13 protein-coding genes and 1 pseudogene are annotated in these 17,683 nt (G+C 71.2%); 7 read left to right on the plus strand and 7 right to left on the minus strand.

The window, feature by feature from the left end; genetic code table 11:
* The 6 genes and pseudogenes from O7612_RS00005 to O7612_RS00030 all read right to left on the minus strand — a co-directional run.
* Nucleotides 1–566: pseudogene (locus O7612_RS00005) on the minus strand (cytochrome P450); the annotation flags it as partial.
* Nucleotides 567–621: 55 nt separating this feature from the next.
* Nucleotides 622–1,536, minus strand: a complete 915-nt coding sequence (locus O7612_RS00010; RefSeq protein ID WP_282269257.1) for an aromatic prenyltransferase — start codon at nt 1,534–1,536, stop codon at nt 622–624.
* A gap of 85 nt (nt 1,537–1,621) precedes the next feature.
* A complete protein-coding gene (locus O7612_RS00015) occupies nt 1,622–2,620 on the minus strand; it encodes a methyltransferase (RefSeq protein ID WP_282269259.1) in 999 nt (332 codons plus the stop codon).
* A gap of 5 nt (nt 2,621–2,625) precedes the next feature.
* Nucleotides 2,626–3,636 carry a methyltransferase gene (locus O7612_RS00020; RefSeq protein WP_282269261.1) on the minus strand — a complete coding sequence of 337 codons (1,011 nt, stop codon included), beginning with the start codon at nt 3,634–3,636 and terminating at the stop codon, nt 2,626–2,628.
* 207 nt (nt 3,637–3,843) lie between these two features.
* Nucleotides 3,844–4,914, minus strand: a complete 1,071-nt coding sequence (locus O7612_RS00025) for a methyltransferase (protein WP_282269263.1) — start codon at nt 4,912–4,914, stop codon at nt 3,844–3,846.
* Between the two features lie 501 nt (nt 4,915–5,415).
* Complete coding sequence (locus tag O7612_RS00030; protein ID WP_282269265.1) at nt 5,416–8,217, minus strand: AfsR/SARP family transcriptional regulator; 2,802 nt, start codon at nt 8,215–8,217, stop codon at nt 5,416–5,418.
* Between the two features lie 1,256 nt (nt 8,218–9,473).
* Between O7612_RS00030 and O7612_RS00035 the strand changes: the two genes are divergently transcribed.
* The 7 genes from O7612_RS00035 to O7612_RS00065 all read left to right on the plus strand — a co-directional run bounded on the left by O7612_RS00035 (nt 9,474) and on the right by O7612_RS00065 (nt 17,350).
* The gene (locus O7612_RS00035) at nt 9,474–10,493 is read left to right on the plus strand and encodes a 4-hydroxy-3-methylbut-2-enyl diphosphate reductase (RefSeq protein ID WP_282269267.1); all 1,020 of its coding nucleotides are present in this window, start codon (nt 9,474–9,476) and stop codon (nt 10,491–10,493) included.
* A 344-nt stretch (nt 10,494–10,837) separates the two neighbouring features.
* Nucleotides 10,838–12,421 carry an AMP-binding protein gene (locus O7612_RS00040; protein WP_282269271.1) on the plus strand — a complete coding sequence of 528 codons (1,584 nt, stop codon included), beginning with the start codon at nt 10,838–10,840 and terminating at the stop codon, nt 12,419–12,421.
* A 139-nt stretch (nt 12,422–12,560) separates the two neighbouring features.
* The gene (locus O7612_RS00045) at nt 12,561–13,319 is read left to right on the plus strand and encodes a DUF3050 domain-containing protein (RefSeq protein ID WP_282269273.1); all 759 of its coding nucleotides are present in this window, start codon (nt 12,561–12,563) and stop codon (nt 13,317–13,319) included.
* A 127-nt stretch (nt 13,320–13,446) separates the two neighbouring features.
* Nucleotides 13,447–14,562 carry a type III polyketide synthase gene (locus O7612_RS00050; RefSeq protein ID WP_282269274.1) on the plus strand — a complete coding sequence of 372 codons (1,116 nt, stop codon included), beginning with the start codon at nt 13,447–13,449 and terminating at the stop codon, nt 14,560–14,562.
* An 18-nt stretch (nt 14,563–14,580) separates the two neighbouring features.
* Nucleotides 14,581–15,129: a cupin domain-containing protein gene (locus O7612_RS00055; RefSeq protein ID WP_282269275.1), complete on the plus strand. Its 549-nt coding sequence runs from the start codon at nt 14,581–14,583 to the stop codon at nt 15,127–15,129.
* Between the two features lie 14 nt (nt 15,130–15,143).
* Nucleotides 15,144–16,286, plus strand: coding sequence for a DegT/DnrJ/EryC1/StrS aminotransferase family protein (locus O7612_RS00060; protein ID WP_282269277.1), 1,143 nt, complete (start codon nt 15,144–15,146; stop codon nt 16,284–16,286).
* The gene (locus O7612_RS00065) at nt 16,283–17,350 is read left to right on the plus strand and encodes a polyprenyl synthetase family protein (protein WP_282269280.1); all 1,068 of its coding nucleotides are present in this window, start codon (nt 16,283–16,285) and stop codon (nt 17,348–17,350) included. Before O7612_RS00060 ends, O7612_RS00065 begins: the two co-directional genes overlap by 4 nt.
* 133 nt (nt 17,351–17,483) lie before the next feature.
* Here the strand turns inward: O7612_RS00065 and O7612_RS00070 are convergent, their stop codons facing one another.
* On the minus strand, nt 17,484–17,678 hold the full coding sequence (locus tag O7612_RS00070) for a hypothetical protein (protein ID WP_282269282.1): 195 nt from the start codon (nt 17,676–17,678) through the stop codon (nt 17,484–17,486).
* Nucleotides 17,679–17,683: the final 5 nt, after the last annotated feature.

Below are 17,683 nucleotides of genomic sequence, written 5' to 3' on the forward strand. Positions count from 1 at the left end.
TGGAGGTGCTCCACGAAGTCGGTGACCGCCTGGACCGGGAAGACCGGCGCACCCAGGCCGGCGGCGAACGCGTCCGCCCACTCCCGGTAGTCCGCCCGGTCCTCGACCGCCACCCCGAGCAGCTCGCAGATCACCTGGATGGGCAGCGGCGAGGCGTACCCGGTGATGAGGTCGGCCTCGGCGCCCCCGGCCGCCAGCCGGTCCAGCAGGTCACCGGTGAGCTGCCCGACCCGGGGACGCAGCGCCTCGATCCGCCGGGGCACGAACGCCTTGGCGATCAGCTTGCGCAGCCGGGTGTGGTCGGGCGGATCGAGGCGCAGCATCGAGGTGTTCATCGCGGACCGCACCTGCGGGGTCAGTGCCCCCTGGTCGAACCAGTCGTTGCGGTCGTGGTTGGACAGGCGCGGATCGCTCAACGCCTCCCGCACCTCGGTGTGCCGGGTGACCAGCCAGACCGGCACCCCGTTGGGCAGCCGTACCCGCTGGACCGGGCCGGCGGTGTGCATCGACGCGGCGATGTCCCGCGCCGTGCCCGTGAACTCCAGAACAGCCGGAGAGTCGCTCATCGGCCTCCTCCTTCTCACATTGCGAATCGGTGCGGCTCCCCGGCGGACGGAGCCCTCAGGCGCGGGTCTCGCCGGAGTCGGACAGGAGCATCTGGTCCAGCATCCGGGGCTGCCAGTTGTAGTACGACTGGACCTTGTAGTTCTCCTCGCCGGTCGACGACACCCCCGCGTAGTACACGAACCTGCTGTCGGCGGCGTTGTTCGGCAGCCCCGTGAGGAACTGCTCGATCTTCGGTTCGAGCGGGACCGGCAGGGACGCCGAGTCCGACGCCATCACGGCGAAGCAGAAGCGTTCGACCGCCGAGGACTCCCAGCCCAGGCTGACGTAGAGGCCGAAGGCCTGCCGGCCGAGCCGGAGCATCTGCTCACCCGGATCGGGCAGGCCGAGTTCGCGGGTCATCGACAGGATGCCCGCCGGTTCGAGGCACTCGTCGGGCAGCCCGCCGAAGTACACGTTCACCGTCCGGTGCCGGTAGTCGATGCCGAACGTGTTCACCTTGTCGCCGAGGCCGCGCCGGGCGAAGAGGTCGGCGTTGTCGGCCAGGCTCCGGGGCATCGAGGGCAGTTCGGCGAGGGTGGACAACGACTGCATGCCGTCCGGCGGGAAGAAGAGGTAGATTTTCTTGAAACCGCCGGCCACCCCGAAGTCGATGCCGTAGCTGGCGATCGGGCAACGCCGGCTGATCTCGGCCAGGAGCGTGCCGGCCGGGTGGTCCGTCTTCTCGGTGAGCCCGTTCGACAGCGCCACCTCGTACGGGTCGACGTCGCTGCCGACGGTGAAGCGCCAGTCGAGGTCGCCCCGGTAGCGCGCCCCGGTCGCCACCCGCAGCGCGATGACGGCCTTGGGCAGGGAGTCCGCGTACGCGTTCAGGATGGGCATGACCCGTTCCCGGGAACAGGGCACCTCCAACAGTCGCGCCGATTCCTCGATGGCCGAATAGAGTTGTGCCGACTCGGCAGGCTCGGACATTCATCCTCCAGGTGTCCAGATCAGCGCTCGGACGGGCGGGCCGACCCGTCGGCGCGGCGACGGAAGCGTCGGTGGTGGGCTCCCGCTAGCGGGCGAGGACCACCGTGGTGGGCGACGGGGTGGGGTGGAACGTGACGTCCTCGAAGCCGGCCTTGGTGAGCCACTCCCGGTAGTCGACGCGCCGCCAGGTCCCGCCGCGCTTGCTCTTGAGCAGCATCTCCGCGGCGAAGATCAGCGCGAAGGACGGGCCGCTGCGGTCGTCGTCGACGACGTAGTCACAGACGACCAGCGTGCCGCCCGGCTTGAGGGCGGCGCGCACCTTCGCGAAGAGGGCGGTGTTGTCCTCCGGCCCCTCCTGGTGGGCCACGTGGGAGTACACCACGACGTCGTAGGCGGCGGTCGGCACCTCGGTGTGGTGGAAGTCGCCGTCGACGCAGGTGAACCTGTCGGCCACGCCCCGCTCGGCGACCAGCCGCCGGGCGATCGCGTTGATCGGTCCCCAGTCGAGCTGGGTGGACCGGGCGGCCGGGTTCAGTGCGAGCCAGGCGGCCGAGAAGATCCCCGAGCCGCCGCCCAGGTCCAGGATCGAGATCTCACCGGCGTCCGCCAGCCCCAGCAGGTCGGCGACGAGCGCCGTGACCGGGGTGGACTGCGCGGCGATGGCCGTGACCACCTTCTCCCAGTGGGGGTTGTCGGCGACCTCCACCGTGGCGTTCCTGATCGGACCGCCCGCGCGGACCACCTCCGGCAGGTCCGCCATGCCGCCCATGTGGGTCATCTTGAGCTTGGCGAACTCGCTCAGGCTGGTGGGTCGCCCCTCGACCAGGTAGGTGCTCGACTCGGCGGTGTTGCGGTACCGGCCGTCGTGCAGCTCGACCAGGCCGAGGCCGACGAGCCCGTCGAGGAGGGTCTGCGCGCCCCGCTCGGAGATGTCGGCCCGGACCGCCAGCTCACCAGCGGTGCCCGCGCCGGCCTCCAGATGGGTGAAGAGCGAGTGGCCCGCCGCCGTGCCGAGGATGCCGGTCGCCCAGTAGCCGTTGGCGATGTGCATGATGCGGTCGGGAGTGGGTTGGTGGGTGCTCATGCCGGTCACGCGGTCTTCGTCGCGAACATGATGAACCGCTTCGGGATGGCGTCCGGCGGGATGTCGGCGGGGTCCTTGCCGACCACCCGGGTCAGCGCGAACCCGGACTCCTCCAGCCAGCTCCGGTACGTCGACACCTTCTGCAACCCGCCCTGTGCGGTGGCGCAGCCGAGCAGGAAGGTCGGGAAGAAGTCGATCTGGGAGTCGTCGGGGTCGGTGATGTCCTCGGGATAGACCGGGGCCAGGATGACGAGCTGACCGCCCACCTCCAGCGCGCCGTTGGCGCTCTTGAGGATCTTGAGAACGTCGTCCCTGTCGTACATGTCGAGGTAGTGCTTGATCAGCACTAGGTCGAAGCCCGCGGGGACGTCGGTGAAGATGTCGCCGCCGACGAACGAGCAGTGCTCCTCGACGCCGTGCTCCCGGAAGTTGCGCAGCGACTCCTCCTCCTTCTCGGGCGCGTCGAAGTTCGTCACGTGCAGCCCCGGTGACGCCTTCATCCGGTAGGTCATGATCGACCCGAGGCCGTTCCCACCGAGCAGGTCGAGCACCCGCGCGCCGGCCGGGATGTCCAGGTTCTGGAAGAACCAGCCGTAGACGTTGCCGGTCTCCAGCTGCGCCAGCCGACCCCACGAGTTGCGGATGTCCTCGTGCACGGCCGCGGCGTCGAAGAGCGTGCCGTCGAAGTCGTAGAACTTCCTGAGCCCGACCAGGGTGCCGGTCCGCACGCTCTCGGTCAGGTAGAACATCTGCCGGAGCATGGCCACCTTGATCATGCCCATGAAGGCGAGCACCCGCTCGAGATCCGCCTCCGCGACGCCACCCAGCGCGGCCAGCGAGTAGGCGCCGGAACCCTCGTCGTACGCGACGAAGCCCTCCTTCACCATCAACTGCAACAACTGCTCCACCGCATCCGGCTTCACCCCGACGGCGTCACCGAGCTTCACCGCCGTCAGACCCGGATTGTCCCGCAGCCGGTCGATCAGACCGAGTTCGAAACAGGACAGCAGATTCATGAACCGCGTCGGTCCCACCATGTACTCGCGAAACCGGGCGAGAGTGGCTTCTGGCGTCATTGCACTAGATCCCTTCGGGTTGGTTCTGTCGGTCACGTCGACGCGGCGGACCGCACCGGCGGGCACCCCGGCCGGCGGCGGCACCCGGTGGCGGGGCCGTCCGACGGGGGCGACCCGGGCGACGGGGTCGGCCGTCAGCCGGGGAGGTCAGGCGGTCTTCGTGGCGGACAGGATGGCCTGCACGGGGATGACGTCCGGCGGCACCTCGGCGGAGTCCTTGGTGACCGCCCTGGTGACGGTGAACCCGCACTCCTCCAGCCAGCTCCGGTACGTCGACAGCTTCTGCGGCCCGCCCTGGCCCATCGTGCAGCCGAGGAAGAAACTCGGGAAGAAGTCGACGTTGTAGTTGTCCGAGTCGGTGATGTCCTCGGGGTACACCGGCACCAGGATGTTGACCTGACCGCCGACGTTCAGCGACCGGTGCACGCCCGTGAGGATCCGGAACACCTCCCCCTTGTCGAACATGTCCAGGAAGTGCTTGATCAGGACGACATCGAAGCCCTCGGGGATGCTCGCGAAGACGTCACCGCCGACGAACGAGCAGTGCTCCTCGACGCCGTGCTCGCGGAAGTTCCGCAGGCACTCCTCCTCCTTCTGGGGCAGGTCGAACGTCGTCACCCGCAGACCCGGCGAGGTCTTCATCTGGTAGGTGTGGATCGCACCGAGGCCGGTGTTCCCCGCCAGGTCGAGCACCCGCGCGCCGGAGGGGACGTCGATGTTCGCGAAGAACCAGGGATCGATGTTGGCGGTCACCCGGTTCATCAGCGTCAGCCAGGAGTCGCGCAGGTCCTGGTGCTCGGCGACCGCGCCGTACAGGTTGCCGTCGAATCCGTACAGCTCCTTGAGCCCGATGACCTGGCCGGTCCGTACGCTCTCGGTGAGGTAGTAGACCTGCCGGAGCGCGACCACCTTGATCAGGTTCATGTAGGCGAGCGCCCGCTTCAGGTCGGCCTCGGCGACGTCCCCCAGCGCGGCCAGCGCGTAGGCGCCGGAGCCCTCGTCGTACGCGACGAAGCCCTCCTTCACCATCAACTGCAACAACTGCTCCACCGCATCCGGCTTCACCCCGACGGCGTCACCGAGCTTCACCGCCGTCAGACCCGGATTGTCCCGCAGCCGGTCGATCAGACCGAGTTCGAAACAGGACAGCAGATTCATGAACCGCGTCGGTCCCACCATGTACTCGCGAAACCGGGCGAGAGTGGCTTCTGGCGTCATGTACTGATCCCTTCGAGTTCTTTTGCTCCACGCGATGCGACAGGTGACACCGGCACCCACCACGGGGTGCCCACCGACGTTCGACGGTGCGGAGGGGTCAACGCAGGCGGCCGGGATCACCGGTCCGGTCTGGCGACGCCCGGCCGGTGGCCGGACCACCGGCGGCCCACCGGCACCCGCCGGGGCCTCCCCCGGTCACCGTCCCGCAGGCGCGTCGCGGTCCACGACGGCACCGGCGGGACGGCGCCGCCCGCCCCGCCCCGCCCCGTCCGGGGGTGACCCGGAGAACCGACACCGGCCCGACCCGGCCGTTTCCCGGCCGCGAACCGCCGGCCCGACGGGCACCCCGGCGACGCGACAGCGTCCACGTCGAACGGTGACCAGCTATGGTGCGCCCTCCCGTGCTCCGTATCCCGTCGAGCATCGGCCACCGGGCTTGGCCGGGACTGGCCGACGGGTTGGCGTTGGCTTGGCGGTCGTCCACCCGACCAGGGGCCGCCGTCACGCCCCGGCCGCCTCGCCCGTCACCAACTCCACCGCAGACCCGTCCCCGGCGACGTCGGGCGGGAGGTCGGTCCGGGCACGGAGCTGGCGGACCCGGATCGTCAGGGCCGGCGGCAGGTCGGGCAACGCCAGCAGCTCGGTGACCGCCCGGTGACGCCGGTCGCGGTGGCCGACCCCGTCGAGCGCCGAAACCCGCAGCAGCAGGACCCGGGCCAGCACCACGGGGTCGTCCACGAACCGGGCCAGCGCCAGCGCCTCGTCCGACAGGGCGACCCGGCGGGCCTGGTCACCGTCGGACGGGCAGGCCTCGGCCAGGCAGGAGAGCAGCAGGGCACGCTGCGCCCGGCCGGTCACCCGGGACAGTGCGCGCTCCAGCACCTCGACGAGCCGACGGCCGGCCTCGCCGTCGGCGGCCTGACGCCAGCGCGGCTCACCGACCGCCGCCACCGCCGCGGCGGCCGGTCGGGAGGTGTCCACGCCGTCGTCCACCAGGGACTCCTCGATGGCCTGGAGGAACGCGGGCAACCCGTCGCGCGGGTTGCCCGCGCGGTACAGACTGACGCCCAGGCCCAGCAGCAGGGGGTACCGGTCGGTGTCCTCCCGCTGGGCCAGGTCGGCGGCGGCCAGAGCCTGCCGCCAGAGAGCCGCGGCCTCCCCGAACGCCCCGCGGGCGTCGGCCGCCCGGGCCGCGGTGGCGGCGTGGGCGACGGCGTGGGCGGCGGCGGAGGGGTCGAGTTCGGCAGCCAGCAGCCAGTGCCGGGCGATCTCGGCCGTCCGGTCCGGGTCGCCGGCCCAGGCACAGGCGGCCGCCACTCCGATCCGTCGGTGCAGCCGGACCCGGCGCAGTCGGCCGGTCGTCTCGTAGAGTGCCTCGGCGGCCAGGGCGTGGGTGAACCGGAACCACCCCAGCCGCTGCTGGTCCTCGACGATCAGGCCCGCCGCGCCGGCGGTGTCCATGATCTCCAGTGCCGCCTCGATCTCGACCGAGGCCGCCTCGGCGACCACCTCGATGTCGAAGTGCCGACCGGCGACGGCGGCGACCGACAACACGTCCACCACCGGCTGCGGCAGGCAGGCGACACGTCGGAGCACCACCTCACGAACCGGCATCGGGACCGGCACCGTGTGCGGTTGGGCGAGCCGCTGTTCGGTGGTCAACAGCTTGATCAGCTCCCGCAGGAAGAACGGGTTGCCCTCGGTGCGCTGCCGGAGCGCCTCGGCGGTCGGCCCGCCGATCTCGTGGCGCAGGATGGCGCTCGCCAGGGACCGGGTCTCCTGGGTGGTCAACCCGTCCAGCTCGATCCGCGTCATCTCCGAGCGGGCCAGCGCGGCCAACGTGTCGGCCAGGGTCGCCGCCTCGCCGGACCGGTAGGAGACCGCGAGCAGGAGACGGTTCGCCGGCACCGACTCGGCCAGGTGCGCCAGCAGCCGCAGCGAGCTGGGATCGGCCCGGTGCAGATGGTCGAGCACGACCACCAGCGGTGCGGCCTGGGCCGCGTCCGTCAGGTAGTGGACGATCGCCTCGAACCGGCGCAGGGTGGCCGTGGCCGCCTCGGTGCCGTCCACCATCTGCTGGAGGTCGCCGTTGAGCAGCTCGGCCACCGGCTCGGGCACGGGGTGCTGCGGGAAGCAGGTGCCGGCCGCGCGCAGGATCTGCTCCCACAGCCACAGCGGTGGCGCGGTGACGTGTTCCGGGCAGCTCCCCCAGAGCACCGGCGCCCCCGCCAGCGTGGCGAACCGGCGGAGCAGGCTGGTCTTGCCGATCCCCGGCTCGCCGGAGACGGTCACCACCCGGCCCCGGACGGCCGTCCCGGACATCGCCTCGAGTAGTTGCCGGAGAGCCACCTCCCGGCCCACGAAGACCTCGCCGTCCGCCGCCGGGAGCGGGGCCGGCGGCAGCGCTCCGGTCGTGCGTCCCCGCACCGTGGCGGCGGGCCGGTCGGGTACGGCCTGCGCGGCGGCCGGCGGGGCCGGACGCCACTCCAGCGCGGGCACCTGGTTCAGGATCTCGCGTTCGAGGTGTTGCAACGCCGGCCGGGGATCGATGCCCAACTCCTCGGCCAACCGCCGCTGGATCGCCCGCAGCACACCCAGGGCGTCGGCCTGCCGACCCGCCCGGTACAACGCGAGGCTCAACAGCTCGCAGCCGTACTCCCGCAGCGGATAGGCATGGACGAAGGCGTCCAGCTCGGCGACCGCCACCTCGTGGGCGCCGACCGCCAGGAGCGCCGCGCAGCGCGCCTCGACCACCGACAGGCGCAGTTCCTCCAGTCGCGCCACCTCCGGCACGACGCACGGCGCGCTGGCCACCTCCGCGTACGCCTGGCCGCGCCAGAGCGCCAGCGCGACCTCGAACTCCCGCAACGCCTGCTGGGCGTCACCCCGGTCCCAGGCCTGCCAGCCCGCCGTGGCGTGCCCGCTGAACCGCTGGACGTCGACGTCGATGACCCGTTTGTCCAGCAGATAGCCGGGCGGACAGGTCCGCAGCACGGTGGCCGGGGTCCGGGGCGCCCGGTCCGGTTCCAGCACCCGGCGCAGGTTGGCCACGTACGCCTGGAGTGAGGCCATCGCCGACGGCGGCGGGTGCTCGGCCCACAACGCTTCCAGGATCACCTCGACCGCCACCGGCTGACCGGCCCGACTCACCAGCAACGCGAGCAACGCGCGCTGCTTGGGTGCGCCCAGGTCGACCAACCGCCCCGCCACCACCGCTTCCAGCGGTCCCAGGGCGCGGAACTCGGCCAGCACCCGGCCGGTGCCCCGGGCCTTCGCGGCCTCCCACCGCAGGGAGTCCGACACGGTACGACTCGAAGCCCCGGCGACTGCTACGTTGATCATGCGGCGGCACTTCCGCCGCGCACCGCGAAAGAACTGTTACGACAGACGTCCCGTGCGGTGGTCCCGGCTGTTATATGGTCCCGCCTGCCCGCTTCGTGGGCCTGGGCCGCAGGCCGCATGACGTGCCCCTTCCCCCCGTGGCTACCAAGGCTGCGCTCATGTTGCCGGGCGAAACGCTACCGCCGACCGGAGGTGGTGGCAATAAAGAACCGTGACCCCGACAATCGACGCAGGTCGTCGACGGTATCGCCGCCCGGCGTCCCGCGCAGCGGACACCCGTTCACATCACCAAAAGACGCCCGGCGATGTTTTCCCCGGGGCGACAGAGCCGGGTCACCACTGCCCGACGGATGATGCGCGGCCACTTCGGCGCAGCCTTATCGGCGGTCACGGGCTATCGGCCCGGTGACGTCCGTACCGCCTGACACATTTCCGATCATTGTTTTCCGGACGCGGTCGAACCGAACAGCGGACAGCATTCGATCGACGCCGGGGACCATCTCGACGTCACCACCGGCCGACGCCACGTCCGGTGCGCCGCAGCGGCCCCGCCCCCGGCATCGCCGTCGCGGACAGCCGCCCTCCCCCGGGAGCGACGCCCGGGTCCACGATCCGACCGCCGAACCGGGACGACCCGCACGGAACGACGCTTCGGGCCGTCAGCAGGGCGGCGAGCGCCACCGCCTGAACTGTCCGCCCGTCCGGCGCTCGCGGTTGCGGGACCGAACCGGTGCTCAGACCAATCCTGAGTCACCACGCTTGTCATCGGCTTGGTGTCAACTTGGCGCCGACTTGATGGCGACTTCTTTCCGGAACGGCCCGCCGCACACCAACCAACGGAATCGACAGACAGCGATACTTGTATCGCCATTGTTTCCTGGTCGGATGAGGGCGCCACGAGCACCGGAAGAAGGTGTACGAACAGGTCCCGGCACTGTCGACGTCCGCAATGCAAACCTCTTGACACCCCTGGCCGGACTCACGGAGACTGCTGTCAACAGGCGACGGTACGCAGTTCCGCCGACCGTGCAACGCGAGAGCGCGGCGACGACGCGTCACCTCCATTCCCCGCTTCTCACGACCGGCAGTCCGGTCGACACCCACGGCGAGATCGCGGACGTAAATGTGTCGACGACAGATACGTGGACACCGGGCAGAAAAGCGAGACGCACCAGACCACTGGTCGCCGATCACCGACACCGGCTGGAGACCCGCTCATGCGCCAGGCAGAAGAGACGCCCGAGAGTGGCCGCCACCACGGCGGCGGAAGGGTCGTGCTCGCCGAACCACGGAGTTTCTGCGCCGGGGTGCGCCGGGCCATCGAGATCGTCGACGAGGCCCTCCGCCGGTACCCGCCGCCGGTCTACGTCCGGAAGCAGATCGTGCACAACCACTACGTGGTCCGCGACTTCGAACGGCGTGGCGTGGTGTTCGTGGACTCCGAGGACGAGGTGCCCACGGGCGCCGTCTGCGTCTTCTCCGCCCACGGGGTGTCCCCGATGGTCCGCGAACGCGCCGCCCACCGGCAACTGGACGTCATCGACGCGACCTGCCCGCTGGTGGCCAAGGTGCACCAGGAGACCCGCCGCTACGCCCGCGACGAGCGCACCATCCTGCTCATCGGACACGCCGACCACGAGGAGGTGGAGGGCACCTACGGCGAGGCACCCGACCGCACCATCGTGGTGGCCGACGTCGCGGACGTGGCCCGGCTGGAGCTGCCCCGCGACGAACCGGTGGCCTACCTGACCCAGACCACCCTCTCCCTCGACGAGACCGCCGAGGTCATCGCCGCGCTCCAGGAACGCTTCGACGACCTCCAGGGGCCGGGCAGCGACGACATCTGCTACGCCAGCCAGAACCGGCAGAACGCGGTCAAGCAGATCGCCGCGGTCGCCGACGTCGTCCTCGTCGTCGGCTCGACCAACTCCAGCAACTCGGTACGGATGGTGGAGGTCGCCGCCCGGACCGGCACCCCGGCCCACCTGCTGCCCGACGTCACCCACCTGGACCCCGGCTGGCTGGCCGGCGCCCGGTCGGTCGGGCTCAGCTCCGGCGCCAGCGTGCCCGAGCTGCTCGTCGAGCAGGTGGTCGACCGACTGGCCGGGCTCGGCTTCGACCAGATCGAGGTCGTCCGCACCGCGACCGAGAACATCACCTTCGCTCTCCCCGGCAGCCTCGCTACGCCGCGCGGGGGCACCGACGCCGGGGCGACCGCAGCCCGTGGGCAGGGATGAACCCGCTGGCCGCCGGGGGAGGCCAAGACCTCGCCAAGCCGCCGCCAAGCCGGTGGACAGTCCTGGTCAAGCAGGGTGCCCGATGCTAGGCGGCACAGGCGCATCCAGCAGCGGGAAGAGGCCGCTACGTCGATCCACACCGTCGGTGCACCGGCTCCGGTGACCGGCTCCCCGGTCGCCGGACGACCGGCCGAATCCGCCGGGTCGCACGGCAGGGGCGGCCCGAGCCGATCGGCTCCGCACCGGCCGGTGCTCCCGCGACGCGCGGTACGCAGGTCCCCGCACGCACCGGCCCGAACCCACGGCTCACCCAGCCGTCAGCAACCCCCGAGGAGGCGGTTCAGATGAAGGGCTCCGCGATCCACAGCTCGATCCGCAAGGGCGGTCTGCACCTTGGTCTCGTGCCGCAGCTGGCCGCGGCCCAGAACGGATCCACCCCGCTCACCCTCGATCACGACCTGGACGTCCTGCCGGACGCCGGCCGGCGACTGACGGTGGCCGGGATCGCCGGTCACGTGGACGACCTGGCGGGCCGGCTGTGGGCGGCCGGGGTACGGCCGGGGGAACGCGTCGCGATCTACAAGAGCGCCAACTTCGACGTCTGGGTGCTGGCGTCCGCCACGTCGCGGATCGGCGCGGTGCCCGTACTCCTGTCGCCCGCCCTGGACGCCGCGACCGTCGGCGCCCTCCTCGGCCGGCTGGAGCAGCCGAACCTGCTCACCGACGACCGCAAGCTCGACGAGCTGGCCGAGGTGCCGCTCGGCGACCTCACCCGCCTGGTGCTCACCGTGGCCGGCGGTCGCCCCGGTGCGACGTCGCTCGCCGACCTCGCCGGAGCGCCGAGGGTCGAGCCGGTGTCCCGGCAGTTCGACGAACCCGCGATGATCACCCACACCTCCGGCACCACCGGGCTGCCCAAGCTCGTCGTGCACACCCCGGAGACCATGGGCGCCCGGCTCACGCCGCAGTGGCGGCTGCTGTCGCTGATGCGCAGGCGGGAGACCGTCGCCATCCACATCTCCTTCGTGCACTCGCGGATGTTCGCGGCGATGGCGCTGGCGTTGTTCTTCGAGATGCCCGTCCTGCTCATGCGGGAGTCCGATCCGGAGCGGGTCGCCGAGCTGTTCCTGGAGAACCGGCCGGGCTTCATCGAGGTGCTGCCCAACTCGTTGATGGAGTGGGAGCGGCTCACCGAGGACCGGCGGAAGCCGTTCGCCTCGATCAAGTACTTCAGTACGACGTTCGACGCGATCCACCCCAGGACGATGAGCCGGCTGCTGCGCTCCTCCGAGCGGCGCGGCGCGCTGTTCTTCCAGATCTACGGTCAGAGCGAGGTCGGTCCGGCCGTCGGTCGGCCGTACTTCCGCAACTCCGCCCACCGGGCGAACGGCCGCTGCGTCGGGTGGGCGATGCCGGGCTGCGCCCGGATCCGGGTGGTCAGCCGGGACGGCAAACGGCCGTCCGAGACGAACCCCGGCTACATCGAGGTCGCCTGGCCCGGCCTGGCGAAGACCTACTTCGCCGAGCAGGACCGGTACGACACCAACCGGCACGACGAGTGGTGGCGGACCGGGGACGTCGGCTACCGGACCAGGTTCGGCTGCCTGCACATGTTCGACCGGGAGGTCGACATGATCCCCGGGCTGCGCAGCGCCCTGGAGGTCGAGGACGTCATGCTCGGCGCCCTCGACGAGCTGACCGAGCTGGTCGTGGTGCCCGGGCCGAACTCCGAGCCGGTCCCGGTCGTCTGCACCGAGGGCGACCGGCCGCTGGACATGGACCGCTGGCGTTCCGCCGCCGCCAGGTTCCCGCAGCTGGCCGACCCGATCCACCTCCCCCAGGCCGAGCTGCCCCGGACCGGCACCCTGAAGGTCCAGCGCATCGCGCTGTCGCACCGGCTCCAGGGTGAACTCGAGAAGCGGAGCTGACCACCACCAAGCCCACCGACGGCGGCGGACCCGACCGTCGACGCCGCCGGCCGGTCCCCGTCAGGTCGCCGGCCCGACGGGGACCGCGGACCCGAATCGGTAAACCCACGACGTCGCTTCGATTGACCGGGAGAAGATGTTGACCGCGCTTGCTGAGTTCGAAACGGCACGGGCCAGGCTGGTCGCCCACCCCCTCTACGCGCAGATCACCACCGAGGACCGGCTGCGGGTCTTCATGAAGCACCACGTCTTCGCGGTGTGGGACTTCTTCAGCCTGCTCAAGCGGCTACAGACCGAGGTGACCTCGGTGAGCCTGCCCTGGCGGCCCCGGGGGCACGCCGACCACGGCCGGTTCATCATGGAGATCGTCCTGGCCGAGGAGACCGACGAGGACATCGACGGGGGCTACATCAGCCACTTCGAGCTGTACCGGCGGGCGATGGAGGAGATCGGCGCCGACACCGGACCGATTGACGCGTTCCTCTCCGCGCTGGACAGCGGGGTCGGCCCGATGGCGGCGCTCAAGGACGAGCGGATCCCGTCGAGTGTCCGGGACTTCGTCGGCCACACCCTCGACGTGGCGATGAACGGCGCACCCCACGAGGTGGCGTCCTCGTTCTGCCACGGCCGGGAGAACCTGCTGCCCGACGTCTTCTCGGCGGTCCGCGCCAACGTCGACGAGGTACTCGCCAACGCGCCGGTCTTCCGGCACTACCTGGACCGGCACATCGCCCTCGACCACGACGAGCACGGGCCGCTGGCACTGCGCCTGCTCGCCGCGCTCTGCGCCGGCGACCCGCAGCGCGAGGCCGAGGCCACGGCCGTCAGCGTCGCGGCGATCAGGGCACGCATCGGCCTCTGGGACGGCGTGCTCGCGGAGTTCGACGCAGTTCGTTGATCGATCACGCCCCCGCCGGTCGCGCCCACGCGCGGCCGGCGGGGAACCGGGACCAGGGTGGCCCTGCCGGCACGACCAGGCCGACGGACGGCGACCCCTCGAACATCGATAGAAACGGATTCCAGAGATGCCTACACTGTGCAAGCCGTCGGTGGGTGTACCGGAACATGTCGTCACCATGGAAGAGACTCTGGACTTCGCCAGGACGCTCCACGCCGGCAAGGAGCAGCTTCCGCTCGCACTCCGGCTGATCGAGAACACCGGGGTCCGGAAGAGACACATCGTGCAGCCGATCGAACAGGCGCTGCGCCACCCCGGTTTCGAGGAGCGCAACCGGATCTACGAAGTCGAATCGAAGAAGCGCTGCCCGGAGGTCATCGAACAGGCCCTGGCCAACGCCGGGGTGGCCGCGCTCGACATCGACGCGATCATCTACGTGTCGTGCACCGGGTTCCTGATGCCCTCGCTGACCGCCTGGCTGATCAACACGATGGGGTTCCGGTCGGACACCCGGCAGATCCCGATCGCGCAACTCGGCTGCGCGGCCGGCGGGGCGGCGATCAACCGGGCGCACGACTTCTGCACGGCGTACCCCGGGGGCAACGTCCTGATCGTCTCCTGCGAACTCTGCTCGCTGTGCTACCAGCCCGACGACGACGGTGTCGGCTCCCTGCTGTCGGACGGACTGTTCGGCGACGCGGTGGCGGCGGCGGTGGTCCGTGGTCGGGGCGGCGTCGGCATAGCGCTGGAGCGCAACGCCTCGTACCTGATCCCGAACACCGAGGACTGGATCTCCTACGCCGTCCGGGCCACCGGATTCCACTTCCAGCTGGACCGCCGGGTGCCGGGCACGATGGAGCCGCTCGCCCCGGTCCTGCGCCAGTTCACCAGCGACCACGGCTGGGACGTCGGCAAACTCGACTTCTACCTCATCCACGCCGGTGGTCCCCGGATCCTCGACGACCTCGCCAAGTTCCTCGACGTCGACCGGGAGATGTTCCGGCACAGCTGGGCGACCCTCACCGAGTACGGCAACATCGCCAGCGCGGTCGTCCTCGACGCGGCCCGCCGGCTCTTCGACGAGGAGCCGCCGCCGCCCGGCGCCAGCGGGATCGTCGCGGGCTTCGGCCCCGGCATCACCGCCGAGATGGCGGTGGGCAGCTGGAGCGACGACCCGCTCGGGGTGCTCGACCTGACCCGCGACGACGCTTCGATTCCGCACCGCGACCCGGAACTGGTCTAGGGGAAAGGAACCCACCGCATGAGCGGCCTCATCGTCCCACCCGGCGAGGGACGCAAACTGGTCACCAAGGCACAGGAGGTCACCTTCAAGGTGACCGCGGCGCACGGCTCGGTCGCGTCGATCTTCGAGGTGGTCGTGCCGCCCGGCTTCGACGTCGGGGCACACACCCACCACCACGCGCAGGAGTTCTTCTACGTCCTCGAGGGGAAGCTCGACCTGCTGGCGTTCGAGCCCACCACCCGCACCGGGGACGGCTGGCAGGACTGGGAGTCGGCCGCCGGGGACCGGGTGGTGACCGCGCAGGCGGGCAGCTGCATGTTCGTCCCGGCCGGCTGCCCGCACGCGTTCCGGAACTCCACCGACGAGCCGGCCCGGATGCTGTTCCAGAGCTACCCCTCACCCGACCACGAGAACTACTTCGAGGAGATCGTCGAGATCTTCTCCGCAGGTGGACCCGTCGATCCCGACGCCGTACAGGAGCTCCGCGACCGCTACGACGTCCACCAGATCACGCCCCTGCGCTACGGGCCACCGGCCCTGCTCGGCACCAACGGAAATCCGACGTAGTGGGGGTGATGACGGTGGACGCGATTCCTCTGGTCCGACCGAGTCTGGGTGAGCAGGAGCTGGCCGCGGTCGCGCGGGTGTTCTCCTCGGGCTGGCCGGCCGGTCAGGGACCGAGCGGCAAGGCCCTGGAGGCCGACCTCGTCGCCCGCTACGGCGTGACCGACGCGGTCGCGGTCAGCAACTGCGGCGCGGCACTGCACCTGGCCCTGCTCGCCCTCGGTGTCACGGCCGGCGACGAGGTCATCGTCGCCGACTACACCTTTCCCGCGCCCGCCCACGCGGTGCGCTACGTCGGCGCGACCCCGGTCTTCGCCGACGTCCGCCCCGACACCGGCACCGTCGACCCCCGGGCCGTCGCCGATCTGATCGGCCCCCGCACCGTCGGGGTCATCGCCGTGGACACCCTCGGCATGCCGGCGGACTACCACGAGCTGAACGCCCTCACCGACCGCTACGGGCTGTTCCTCGTCGAGGACGCGGCCTGCGCCATCGGCGCCACCTACCAGGGTCGGCCCGCCGGTGCCCTGGCCCCGGTGGCCTGCCTGTCCTTCCACGGCCGCAAGGGCATCACCAGCGGCGAGGGTGGCGCCCTGCTCACCACCGACCCCGCGCTCGCCACCGACGCCCGCCTGCGCTCCTCCTTCGGCATCGGCAGCATCTTCGACCAGGCCCAGATCGTCGGCCTGCCGATCCCCGAGTTCACCGAGATCGGCTACAACTACAAGCTCTCCGACATCGCCGCGGCGATCCTCCAGGTGCAGCTCACCCGGGTCGAGGAACTCCTCGGCCGCCGCCGCGTCGTCGCCGCCCACTACGCCCAGCTCCTCGCCGACGAGGAACTCGTCACCCTGCCCGTGGTACCCGACGACCGCACCCACGCCTGGCAGTCCTACCTGCTCACCCTGCACCCGGACGTCGACCGCGCCGCCATCGCCACCGAACTGCGCGCTCACGGCATCGGCTGCGGACACGGCACCTGGGCCAGCCACCAGCAACCTGTCTACGACAGCAGCCAGCACTGCCCCGTCTCCGCCGACCTCGCCCGGCGCAACATCGCCATCCCGATGCACGCCGAACTCACCCCCGGCCAGGTCGAACGGGTCGCGGAGACGCTGCGGACCGCCCTGCACTCCCACACCCGGGCGGGCGCGGCGTGACCGCGGACACGGAGCCGGTCGACGCCGTGCTCCGCCGGTTCTTCGCCGAGCGTCGGGTGGAGGCCGACGCGATCGGACCGGGCTTCGCGACCGCGGTCGCCGAACTGGAGCGCTTCGTGTTGCGCGGCGGCAAGCGGGTCCGGCCCACCTTCGCCTGGACGGGCTGGATCGGCGCGGGTGGCGACGGGACCGGCCCCGACGCCGGGGCGGTACGGCAGACCTGCGCCGCGCTCGAACTGCTCCACGCGTCGGCCCTGATCCACGACGACATCATCGACGCCTCACCGACCCGCCGCGGCTTCCCCGCCGCCCACGTGGCCTTCGCCGACCAGCACCGGGAACGGTGCTGGTCGGGGAACGCGGAGTCGTACGGCAGGGGCACCGCGATCCTGACCGGGGACCTGGCCCAGGGCTGGGCCGACGACCTGGTCCGGGGTGCCGGCCTGCCGGCCGACGCGTACTGGCGGGTCGGCCCGGTCTGGTCGGCCATGCGCACCGAGGTCCTGGCCGGGCAACTACTCGACCTGACCGCCGAGGCGAGCTGCACCGAGGACGTCGACTCGGCGCTGCGGGTCGACCGGTACAAGACGGCGGCGTACACGGTGGAGCGCCCCCTGCACCTCGGTGCCGCCATCGCCGGCGCGGACGCGGATCTCGTCGCCGCCTACCGCGCGTTCGGCGTCGACGTCGGGATCGCCTTCCAGCTCCGCGACGACCTGCTGGGGGTGTTCGGTGACCCGGCGTTGACCGGCAAGCCGTCCGGCGACGACCTGCGTGAGGGCAAGCGGACGGTGCTCTTCGCGACGGCGCTGCGCCACGCGGACGAGCGCGACCCGGACGCGGCGAAGTTCCTCCGGGCCAAGATCGGCACCAACGTCTCCGTCGACGAGCTGCGCGCCATCCAGGACATCTTCACCGACATCGGCGCGGTGGAGCACGTCGAGCGGGACATCGCACGCCGTACCGAGCGGGCGTTGGCCGTGCTGGCGGCGAGCGACGCGACGCCCGACGGTCGGCGGCAGCTCGCCGCGATGGCGGTCAGCGCGACGCAACGCCGCTGGTGAACAGCGCCCGGCAGCCGTGAACGCCGGGCGGCTCACCCTAACACGCCCGCCGACCCGACGACGCGGGCCGACGACGCCAGGACACGACAGCCCGACGACACGGTGACGCGTCGGCCCGGGACGCACCGGCGCGTCACCGCCGCCCGCCCGTCGGCGGCAGTCGTACGCCGTCGGCGGCCATCGTGCCGTCGGCGGCCATCGTGTCGAGCCGGTGCAGCCGCCGGACCAGTTCGGCGGTCACCCGCCGCGGGTCGGTGCCGGCCAGGAGCCGGGCCGCGACCGCCCCACGTAGTGCGCTGAGCAGATGTTCCCGCAGTTCCTCGGGCATCTCGG

This window comes from Micromonospora sp. WMMD987 (genome assembly GCF_029581435.1).
GTDB classification, from domain to species: Bacteria; Actinomycetota; Actinomycetes; order Mycobacteriales; family Micromonosporaceae; genus Micromonospora; species Micromonospora rifamycinica.